This is a genomic window from Streptomyces aurantiacus JA 4570, assembly GCF_000414115.1.
Taxonomy (GTDB): Bacteria; Actinomycetota; Actinomycetes; order Streptomycetales; family Streptomycetaceae; genus Streptomyces; species Streptomyces aurantiacus_A.
This window is the reverse complement of the sequence record NZ_AOPZ01000159.1, coordinates 1-11,683: the sequence shown is the minus strand read 5'-3', so window position 1 is coordinate 11,683 and position 11,683 is coordinate 1. Positions and strand designations below refer to the sequence as shown.

General features: G+C 73.5%; 2 protein-coding genes and 3 pseudogenes. All 5 read left to right on the top strand.

What is annotated here, in order from left to right; genetic code table 11:
- Nucleotides 1-41: 41 nt before the first annotated feature.
- Nucleotides 42-218: pseudogene (locus STRAU_RS44680) on the top strand (hypothetical protein); the annotation flags it as partial.
- Between the two features lie 9 nt (nucleotides 219-227).
- On the top strand, nucleotides 228-6,746 hold the full coding sequence (locus STRAU_RS17165) for an SDR family NAD(P)-dependent oxidoreductase (protein ID WP_016641611.1): 6,519 nt from the start codon (nucleotides 228-230) through the stop codon (nucleotides 6,744-6,746).
- Nucleotides 6,743-8,203: pseudogene (locus STRAU_RS44925) on the top strand (condensation domain-containing protein); the annotation flags it as partial. The gene STRAU_RS17165 and the pseudogene STRAU_RS44925, both read left to right, overlap by 4 nt.
- Nucleotides 8,189-10,063 (top strand): annotated as a pseudogene (locus STRAU_RS44920) (non-ribosomal peptide synthetase); the annotation flags it as partial. The pseudogenes STRAU_RS44925 and STRAU_RS44920, both read left to right, overlap by 15 nt.
- A 147-nt stretch (nucleotides 10,064-10,210) precedes the next feature.
- On the top strand, nucleotides 10,211-11,683 hold a 1,473-nt coding region (locus tag STRAU_RS44915), incomplete at its 3' end, for a condensation domain-containing protein (protein ID WP_472980052.1).

The following is an 11,683-nucleotide window of genomic DNA, read 5'->3' as shown; positions in this document are numbered from 1 at the left end:
ATCGGTCTCGGCCTGGGCGCGCACGACGGCCCCGGCTCGGCCTGGGCGCGCACGACGGCCCCGGCGAGCGACCCGCCCGCCCCGCGCTGCCCTTCGCCCTCCAGGAACTGGAGGTCCTGGCCGCCACCCCGGAGACGGCGTACGCCTGGATCAGGTACCAGGACGGCAGCCGCCCCGGCGACACGTCCGCGAAGCTGGACATCACTCTCCTCGACACCGAGGGCCGGGTGTGCGCGGAACTGACCGGCCTGCTCGCGCGCGTCCTCCCCGCCGAGACCGGAGCGACCTCCGCCGCACCGGCTGACGACGAACCGCTGGCCGAGCGCGCGCTGCCGTACCTGCGCGGACAGCTCGCCGCGGCGCTGGAGGTCGAGCCCGAACGCCTGGACCCGGACACGCCGTTGGAGTTCTACGGCATGGACTCCATGATGGCGATGGAGCTCACCCGCCACTTGGAGGACACCTTCGGCGGCCTGTCGAAGACGCTGTTCTTCGAGGTCCGCACCATCCGGGCACTGAGCGAGCACTTCGCCGACGAGTACCCGGAGCGGATGCGTGCCGCACTCGGCGCGGCGGACCCGCAGGACGAGTCCTCGACGCCGCCGCCGCCGACGACGCCGACGCCGACGCCGACGCGGACGGAGACCACCCCCTCGCGGCCGGAGGCGCAGAACACGGCCCACCACACACCTGTCCCCGCCCCCGCCCCCGTCACCGACATCGCGATCGTCGGCGTCAGCGGCCGCTACCCGCGGGCGGAGAACCTGGACCAGTTCTGGCAGAACCTCCGCTCCGGCCGGGACTGCATCACCGAGGTCCCGGCGGACCGCTGGGACCCGCGCGACCACGAGGGCACCTCGCGGTGGGGCGGTTTCCTCGACGGCGTCGACCGCTTCGACCCGCTGTTCTTCCGCATCTCGCCGCGCGAGGCCGAGTTCCTCGACCCCCAGGAGCGGCTGTTCCTGGAGTGCGTCCACCACACCCTGGAGGACGCCGGGTACACCGGCGAGTCCCTGGCCCGGCAGTCCGCCGAACCCGGCGAATCCGCCGAGGCGGGCCTCGTCGCCACGGGCAAGGTCGGCGTGTTCGTCGGCGTGATGTACGAGGAGTACCAACTGCACGGCGCCCAGGCGCAGGCGCGGGGCCACCGCGTCGCCCTGTCCGGGAGCCCCTCGTCCGTCGCCAACCGCGTCTCGTACTTCTACGACTTCCACGGCCCGAGCATGGCCGTGGACACGATGTGCTCCTCGTCGCTCACCGCCATCCACCTCGCCTGCGAGGCGATCAGGAGCGGCCAGTGCGCGGCGGCGGTCGCGGGCGGCGTCAACGTGAGCGTCCACCCGAACAAGTACGTGATGCTGAGCCAGGGCAAGTTCACCTCGAGCGACGGCCGCTGCCGCAGCTTCGGGGAGGGCGGCGACGGCTATGTGCCCGGCGAGGGCGTGGGCGCCGTCCTGCTGAAGCCCCTGGAGCGGGCCGTGGCCGACGGTGACCAGATCCACGCGGTCATCAAGGGCACCGCCCTCAACCACGGCGGCAGGACCCACGGCTTCTCGGTGCCCAACCCCGCGGCCCAGGGCGATGTCATCGCCCGCGCGCTCACCCGCGCCGGGACCGCCCCGCACGAGGTCGGCTATCTGGAGGCGCACGGCACCGGCACCTCCCTGGGCGACCCCATCGAACTCGCCGGGCTCGTCAAGGCGTTCGGCCGCACCGCCGACGCCACCGGTGCGCCCGCCCCGCGCTGCGCCGTCGGCTCGGTGAAGTCCAACATCGGCCACTGCGAGAGCGCCGCGGGCATCGCCGGGGTCACCAAGGTGCTGCTCCAGATGCGCCACGGCGAGCTCGTGCCCAGCCTGCACGCGAGCCGGCTCAACCCGCACCTGGAGTTCGAGGGGACGCCGTTCACCGTGCAGCGGACCCTGGAGCCGTGGCACGGGCCGCGCGTCGCGGGCGTCTCCAGCTTCGGAGCGGGCGGCGCCAACGCCCATGTGGTCCTGGCCGCGTACCAGCCGTCGACCGGCGATGCCCAGAACGCCCCCGCCACCCGGCCGCGCACCGTGGTCGTGCCCCTGTCCGCGGCGACCGACGACCAACTCGTCGAAGCCGCACGGCGGTTGCGGGCGCGTGCGGACGAGCTGACCGACGGCGACCTCGTCTCCCTCGCCTGGACGCTCCAGACCGGCCGGACCGCCCTTGAGGAGCGGCTCGCGTTCACGGCGTCCTCCCTGGAGGCGCTGCGACGCACCCTCGACACGTTCCTGGCCGACCCGCGTGGCGCGGGTGACTGGGTACGCGGCCGCGTACCGCAGGAGCAGGCGCTCGCGCGGGCCACGGGGGGCGCCGGTGTCGTCGCGCCCCAGGAGTGCGCGGCCCTGTGGGCCCGTGGCGAGGCCGTGGACTGGGACCTTATGTACGCGGATGACGCGGATGACGCGGATGACGTGGATTACACGGACGGCACGGCCCGCCCGCGCCGCCTGAGCCTGCCCGGCTACCCCTTCGCGCGGGAGCGGCACTGGTTCGACGTCGAGCCGGACGGCGGGCCCGTGCCGACCTCCGCCCCGCCCTCCGCGCCGACGGAGGAGCAGGTGCTCCTGACGTATCCCATATGGCAGAACGAGGAGGCCCCCGCCGGGGCGGGGAACGCCGACGCCGGGACCGACGGCACGCCCGCCCCGGAACGGCACGTCATCCTGGTACGCCGGTCAGCACCGGGGGAGCAGTCCGGGCTGACGGCCGACCTGACGACCGCCTTGACGGCCGCGCTGCCGGGTGAGGCACGCGTGGAAGTCCTGGACGTGGCGGCCGACGCCCCCTTGGACGAGGCATATCTGACGGCGGCACACCACGTGTTCGCACGGGCCCGCACCCTGCTGGCCGGTGGGCTGAGGGGAGGCGCGGTCCTTCAGGTCGTGCTCGTCGGCGACAGTGACCAGGAACGCGCGGGCCAGGACGTGTTCGCCGGACTGAGCGGCCTGCTGAAGACCGTCTCGCTGGAGAACCCGAAGCTGCGCACCCAGCTCGTCGACTGCCTCGACGGCGCCGCGACAGCCGTCGTCGCCGAGCGCCTCCGCGCGGAGACGGTGCCCGGGACGGCGCCCGAAGTGCGCCACCGCGCGGGCCGTCGCCAGGTCCGGCGGCTGACGGAGCTCGCCCCGCCGCAGGCGGCGCCCGCCGCCGCATGGCGTGCGGGAGGCGTCTACCTCATCACCGGCGGCACCGGAGCCCTCGGCCTGCACACGGCCGCGGACATCGCCGCCGCGACCACCGGCGCCACCGTCGTACTCACCGGGCGCTCGGCACTCACCGAAGCACAGCGCCGGTCCGTCGAAGACCTGCGAGCCGCGGGTCTGGCCCTGGACCACCAGCGCACGGACGTCACCGACCGGGCCGCCGTCGAGCGCCTCGTGCGGTACGTCGCGCGCACCCACGGGCCGTTGACCGGCGTCGTACACGCCGCGGGCGCGGTGCGCGACAACTTCGCCGTGAACAAGACGCCGGAGGAGTTCGGGGACGTCCTCGCGCCGAAGGTCGCGGGCCTCGTGCACCTGGACGAGCTGACCCGGGACCAGCCGTTGGAGCTGTTCCTGTGCTACTCGTCGATGACCGGTGCCCTCGGCAACGCGGGCCAGGCCGACTACGCGGCGGGCAACGCCTTCATGGACGCCTACGCCGCCCACCGGAGCCGCCTGGCGGCCGCCGGACTGCGGCACGGCCTCACCCTCTCCCTGAACTGGCCCCTGTGGGCCGACGGCGGGATGCGCGTGGACCACGCCACCGAGGAACGGCTGCGGCGCATGGACCTCGTCCCCCTGGACACCGAGAGCGCCCTGCGCGCCCTGCGCGTCGGGATCGACGCCCGGCGCACCGGCCTCGACGACGGCCGGCTCCTCGTGGTCGCCGGACGGCGCGAGGCGCTGCTGCCGCGCCTGACCGGGCGACCCGGCGGGGCACCGGAGGCGCCGCAGGAGGGGCCGCACCGCTCGGCCCCGGGCGAGGACCGGGCCCTGCTGGACCGCACCCGGCGCCACCTGCGCAAGCAGCTGGCAGCCGCCCTCAAGCTCGGCCCGGACCGGCTCGACGCCGAAGTGCCGCTGGAGCGCTACGGCATGGACTCCGTCCTGGCGATGAACCTGATCGCCCAGCTGGAGACCGACTTCGGCACGCTGCCCAAGACGCTGTTCTTCGAGGTGCAGACGGTCACCGAGCTGGCCGAGTACTTCGTGGCGGAACACGAGGACGCCCTGCGCGCGCTGTTGGGCGTGCCGGTGCCGGTGCCGGTGGCTGTGCCGTCCGTGCCCGCCATCTCGCCCGTGCCCGCGCCGGACAAGGCACCCCTGACGTCCGCGCCGGACACGGCTCCCGAAACGGCCGCGTCACCCCAGGCCACCGCGCCCCGCACCGCGCGGGACCCGCGTGCCGAAGAAGGCGTCGCCATCATCGGCCTCGCCGGACGCTACCCGGGCGCCGCCGACCCCGACGCCTTGTGGGAACTGCTCCGCACCGGTGCCGACTGCGTCACCGAAGTCCCCGCCGACCGCTGGGACCACGACGCGCTGTTCGACCCGGACCGCGAGGCGCCCGGCAAGAGTTGCGGCAAGTGGGGCGGGTTCCTCGACGGCGTGGACCAGTTCGACCCGCTGCACTTCGGCATCTCGCCGCGCGAGGCCGAGACCATGGACCCGCAGCAGCGGCTGTTCCTGGAGACGGCGTGGCAGCTCCTGGAGCAGAGCGGTGTCACCCAGGAGGCCATCGAGCACACCTACGGCCGGCAGGTCGGCGTGTACGTCGGGGCGATGTACCAGATGTACCGCGCCGACACCGCCGACGTGGTGCGCTCCGCCCTGACCTCGGTGGCGTCGTACAACCTCATCGCCAACCGCGTCTCGCACTTCTTCGGCCTCGAAGGGCCGAGTCTCGCCGTGGACGGCATGTGCGCGTCGTCGGCCGCCGCGATCCACCTGGCCTGCGCCGATCTGCTGCGCGGCGACAGCGAGCTGGCGATCGCCGGAGGCGTGAACCTGACGATCCACCCCGACAAATACCGGGCCCTGTCCCGTGCGGGCCTGCTCGGCAGCCACCCCGGCAGCCGCAGCTTCCGCGACGGCGACGGCTATCTGCCCGCCGAGGCGGTGGGCGCCGTGCTGCTGAAGCCGCTGGCCGCCGCCCGCCGGGACGGCGACACCGTCCTCGCGGTCATCAGGGGCAGCGCCTCGCAGCACGGCGGCCGCGCGGGCCAGTTCATGGCGCCGAGCCGCAGGACGCAGATCGCCGTGGCCCGCAAGGCGCTGGAGAAGGCTGGCTGTGCCCCCGCCACGATCGGCTACGTGGAAGCCGCGGCCAACGGCTCCGCGCTCGGCGACGCCGTCGAGGCGAGCGCCCTGCGCGAAGTGTTCGGTGAGGTCAACGAGCCCGTCGCGGTCGGCTCGGTGAAGTCCAACCTGGGCCACCCCGAGGCCGCGTCGGGCATCGCCCAGCTCACCAAGGTCGTCCTCCAGTTGCGTCACCGGGAACTGGCGCCCCGGGCGCCGATCGGCGATCCCAACCCCGAACTCCGCCTGGACGAGGGGACCTTGCGGGTGTGCGAGACCCTGACCCCCTGGGAAGCACGCCACGGCGAGCCCCGGCGCGCGCTGCTCAACTCCGTCGGAGCGGGCGGCAGCCACGTCAGCCTCGTTGTGGAGGAAGCACCGGCCGCCGAGGCCGCGGAAGCGGCGCCTCCCCGCACGGAGGAGCCGCAGCTGATCGTGCTGTCCGCCGGTGACCCCGACCGGCTGCGCACCGCGGCCCGCCAGCTGCACGACTTCGTCGAGCGGACGGGCGCCCCGGGCGCGGGCGACGGCGCCGCGCTCGCGGACATCGCCCACACCCTCCAAGCGGGCCGGGAGCCCCAGGCGGCCCGGCTGGCGTTCGTGACGGACTCCCGCGCGGGGCTGTTGCGCGCGCTGACGGAGTACCTGGACGGGCAGCCGCCGTACGACCGGCTGTACCTGGGTGATGCCGAGGCCGGCGCGGGCACGCTCGGCGACCTGCTCACGGGCGGCCACGGCGAGGCGTTCATCCGCGCGCTCGCCGCCGACGGCGAACTCGACCGGCTCGCCGAGCTGTGGGTGCGGGGCGGCCGGATCCCCTGGCGCGCCCTGCACGACGGGCGGCGCCGCCGCCTCGTACCGCTGCCGACGACGGTGTTCCGGCGCAAGCGCTATTGGGTGGGGCACACAGGCCCGCTGACCGCGACACTCGCGTCCGAGGAGCCCGCCTCCGCGACACCCTCGTCGGAGGCGCCCGCGCACGCGGGGACAGAGGCGGAACAGCCGCAGCCCGCCCCCGTCACCGACGGCGGCGACATCCTGAGCTACCTCACGGACCACTTCGCCGAAGCCCTCGGCTTCGAGCCCGGTGAGCTCCCGCCGGACAAGGACCTGCACAGCCTGGGCGCCGACTCCGTCATGTGGGTCCGCCTCCGGCGCGCGGTCGAGACCGACCTCGGACTCACGCTCACCACGCGGGAGATCGTCGGACTCACCACCCTGGAGCGCATCGCGGAACGGCTCACCGCCAAGCGCGCACCGGCCACCGCCCGGACGGACGCGGACGAACCACCGGCACCGGACACACACGCGACACCAGCACCAGCAACGGACGTGCGCGCAGCACGGGCCAAGGCCCTGGAGAAGTTCCGGCAGGGTCACGTCGGACTCGAAGAACTCAAGGCACTCATGAAGGAAGCACCGGTCGCGTGAACGAGGATCAGATTCTGGCGGGCTTCAAGGCGGGTCTCCACACCGCCGAGGACGTGCTCGCGTTCTACGAGCGGCTCCAGGCCGCGCGGCAGGGCGGCGCCGACCGGCGCCCGCTGTCCGAGGGGCAGAAGGGCCTGTGGCTGCTGCACAAGCTGCGGCCCACGGCCGACGTGTACAACGTGCCGGTGTGCTTCCGCACCTCCGCGCCGTTCGACGTCGCGGTGTTCGAGGAGGCGTTCCGGCACGTCACGTCCCGGCACACGCTCCTGCACAGCGTGATCGCCGAGGACGAGGGCACCCCGCACCTGGTGCACCGCCCGGACGACGCCGACCTGCCCTTCCGGCACCAGACCGTCCCCCGGGGGCTGCCCGACGACGTCCTGATCGCCCTGGCCCGCGAGCAGGCCAAGGCGCCGTTCGACCTGTACCAGGACGCCCCGGCACGGGCCGTCGTGTACTCGGCGGGCACGGCCGACGCGCCCGAGACCCTGGTGCTGCTCGTCTTCCACCACCTGGTCTTCGACGGCGCGTCCACCCCCGTCCTGCTCCGTGACCTGCTCCAGGCGTACGAGACCCTGCTCCGGGGCGACACGCCGACGCGGGAGCCGGCACCGCACGACGCCTACGACGCGTTCGTGCGCTGGGAGGCCGACTTCCTCGCGGGCCCCGACGGCGCCCGCCACCGCGCCTTCTGGCGGGACACCCTGGCCGGCGACCTGCCCGTGCTGCGCCTCGACATCGAGCGCGCGCCCGCGCCCGGCACCGCCGTGGCGGGGGAGACGGTCGCCCGCCCGCTGCCCCAGGCGCTCGCCGCGCGGGCACGCGACCTGTGCGCGGCCCGCGGAGTCAAGCCCGCGGTGCTCTTCCTCGCCGTGTACGAGCTGCTGCTGCACCGCTACAGCGGCGAGCGGGACCTGATCGTCGGTGTGCCGTCCCTGGGCCGCCCCGACGCCGCGTACGACGACGCGGTCGGCTACTTCGTGAACATGCTGCCCGTGCGTCACGGCGTGGGCGGCGACGTGCCGTTCACGGATTTCCTGCGCGAGCTGACGCTCGTCATGGCCGACGGCCTCGACCACGCCGCGTACCCGTTCCCGCGCACGGTGCAGGACCTGAACCTGCGCACCGACCCCGACTCCGCACCGGTCTTCCAGGTCTCCTACGTCTTCCAGAACCAGCGCATGATGCGCCTGACGGACGACGACGTCCGCGGTCTCGACCTCGTCCGCTCGCTGCGGTTCGTGGAGGAGATATCCCAGGAAGGGGAGTTCAAGCTCCACCTGGAGGTCGTCGAGCACGCCGCCGACGCCTACACGCTGCACCTCAAGTACGACGCCGAACGGTTCGCGGCGGCGGACGTCGAGCGCTTCCTCGGCCACTACGAGACGCTGCTGAGCGCCCTCGTCGCGGACCCCGCACAGCTGCTCTCCGACGCCTCACACCTGTCGGACGGCGAACGCCGCCGGCTCGACGGATGGAACGGCACCGACCGGCCCTACTCGGCCGACCGCGCGCTGCCCGACCTGCTCGCCGACGCCGTCGCCCGCCACGGCGACCGCACCGCCCTCGTCTTCGGCGAACGCACCCTGACCTACGCCGAGTTCGACGCCCGCACCGACGCGCTGGCCGCCGAGCTGCGCCGCCGGGGCGTCACCGCGGACACGGTCGTCGGCGTGTGCATGGAACGCTCCGTCGAGATGGTGATCGCCCTGTGGGCGGTCATGAAGGCGGGCGGCGCCTACCTGCCCCTGGAGCCCGACTACCCGGCCGAACGCGTCCGGTACATGATCGAGGACTCCGGCGCCGTCGTCGTCCTCGCCCAGGCCGCCACCGACGCCTCCGTGCTGTCCGCTGCGCGCGTCGTCCTGCGCGTGGACAGCGACGGGCGACCGGCGTCCGACAGCCGTCAGGACGAGGACCACCAAGGCCAAGGCAGCGGGGGCCAGGACCAGTTGGGCGCCGACGGCGGGCGCCCGGCCTCCGCCCGCGTCGCCCCCGACCACCTCGCGTACGTCATCTACACCTCCGGCTCCACCGGCCGCCCCAAGGGCGTCATGGTCGAGCACCGGGCGGCCGTCAACCGCATCGAGTGGATGCAGAACGAATACGCCCTCGACACCGACGACGTCGTGCTCCAGAAGACGCCGTTCAGCTTCGACGTCTCCGTATGGGAGTTCGTCTGGCCGCTCGTCACCGGCGCGCGCCTCGTCGTGGCCGCACCGGGCGCCCACAAGGACCCGGCCCGCCTCGCGTCGCTGATCCAGGCGGAGCGGGTCACCACGGTGCACTTCGTGCCGCCCATGCTGCGCCTCATGCTCGACCACGCCGGATGGGCCCGCTGCACGACGCTCCGCCAGGTCTTCTGCAGCGGCGAGGCCCTGCCGCCCGAGCTGCCCGCCCGGCACTACGCGCAGCACCGCGCACGGCTGCACAACCTGTACGGGCCGACCGAGGCGGCCATCGACGTCACCCACTGGACCTGCCCGCCCGACGGAGCCACGGACACCGTGCCCATCGGCCGCCCCATCCAGAACATCCAGCTGCACGTCCTGGACGACCTGGGCCGGCACCAGGCCGTGGGCTGCGCCGGCGAACTGCACATCGCCGGCGTCGGCCTGGCCCGCGGCTACCTGAACAACCCCGCTCTGACGCGCGAGCGCTTCGTACCGAACCCGTTCGCGCACGACCCGGACGCCCGCATGTACCGCACGGGCGACCTCGTCCGATGGCTGTCCGACGGCACCCTGGAGTACCTCGGCCGCATCGACAACCAGGTCAAACTGCGCGGCTTCCGCATCGAGCCCGACGAGATCGAGGACCGTCTCGGCCGCCACCCCGCCGTGCGTGCCTGCGCGGTCCTGGCCCGCGAGGACAGCCCCGGCGACCCGAGGCTCGTCGGCTACGTGGTCCTCGACCCGGAGCACCCCGTCGACACGCACTCCTTCCACGACGTCCTCCTGAAGCACCTCGGACAGTCGCTGCCCGAGCACATGGTCCCCAGCGCCCTGGTCCGCCTCGACGCGCTGCCGCTGACCGCGAACGGCAAGCTCGACCGCAAGGCCCTGCCGGCCCCCGAGACCGACGCCTTCGCGGTGTCCGGTGACCGCGTCGCGCCGCGCACCCCCACCGAGCGGACCCTGCTGGCCGTCTGCGCACAGCTGCTCGGCTTCGACGAGGACCGCGTCGGCGTCCACGACAACTTCTTCGCCCTGGGCGGCCACTCCCTGCTCATCCCGAAGCTGATCGCCCGCCTGCTCGACGAGGGCGTCGACTGCGACCTCCAGGCCGTCTTCGCCGCCGCCACGCTCGCGGACCTCGCCGCCGCCATCGACGGGACGGCACCGCGCGACCCGGCGCACCCCGACGCGCCGGACACCGGATCCGACACCCCCGTCCCCCCGCGCACGGCCTTCACCGTCCCGCCGAACGGCATCCCCGCCGGCTGCGACCGCATCACCCCCGACATGCTGCCCCTGGTGTCCCTGACCGAGGACGAACTGGCGTCGGTCGTCGCCGCCGTTCCCGGCGGCGCCCCCAACATCCAGGACGTGTATCCCCTCGCGGCACTCCAGGAAGGCATGCTGTTCCACCACTTGAAGGAGGGCGGCCGCGACCCGTACGTGCTCTCCGGCGTGTTCTCCTTCGACAGCCGCGACCGGCTGGACGGATTCGCCCGCGCCCTGCGCGCGGCCGTCGCCCGGCACGACGCGCTGCGCACGGCGGTCCTCACCCAGGGCCTGCCGCAGCCGGTCCAGGTGGTCGTGCGCCACGCCGAACTCGAACTCGACGAGTTCGACGTGCCCACGGGCACCGACACCGAGGACGAGATCCGCGACCTGCTCGCCCGGCCCCGGTCGATGCGCCTGGACCGCGCCCCCCTCATCCGCCTGCGCGCCACCCGGCAGCCCGGCACGGACAGGTGGTTCGCGGCACTCAACCTGCACCACGTCATCGATGACGCGACCTCGCTCGGCCTGCTGTTCCGAGAGATCGTCGCGCACATGACGGGCCGCGAGGCCGAGCTCGCCCCGCCCGCCCCGTACCGCGACTTCATCGCCCACGTCCAGCACCGCATTCAGGAGCTCGACCCGGCGGACCACTTCGCGGCCGCGCTCGGTGACGTCACCGAGCCCACGGTGATGTTCGGGCTCCAGGACGTCCACGGCGACGGCCGCCGGGTACTCGACCTGCGCCGCCCGCTGGACACGGGCCTCGGCGAGCGGATCCGGGCGTGCGCCAAGGAACTGCGGGTCAGCCCCGCCACCCTGTTCCACGCGGGCTGGTCCCTGGTCGTGGCGGCGTGCGGCGGCCGCGACGACGTGGTCTTCGGCACCGTCATGTCCGGCCGCCTCCAGGGACCGCGAGGGGTCGAGCGCATGCTCGGCAACTTCATCAACACCCTGCCCGTACGCGTCGACCTGACCGGGACGAGCGTGCGCGACCTGGTGCGCGGCATGGACCGGACGCTGCGGGACCTGGTCCGCCACGAGCAGACCCCCCTGGCCGTCGCGCACCGCCACAGCGACGTGCCGCCCGAGACCCCGCTGTTCAACGCGATCTTCAACTACCGGCACCTGGAGTCCGACGACCGCATCGACGACAGCGAGCTGGAGCGCGCCGGCGTCCGGTCCCTGGCCGGCGTCATCGAGCGGAGCAACTACCCCGTGGCCCTCTCGGTCGACGACCTCGGGCACTCCTTCTCCCTGGACGCCCAGATCGACCAGTCCCAGGACGCCGAGCTCGTCATCGGCTACCTGGAAACCGCCATGACGCGCCTCGTCGACGCCCTCACCACCGAAGAAGCGGACCGGCGACCCGCCCTGGACCTGCCCGTCCTGAACGACACTCTCCACGATCAGGTCGTCACGGAATGGAACACCGCCGGGCCGACGGCCCCCGCGGAGCGGTGTCTGCACACGTGGTTCGAGGAGAGGGCC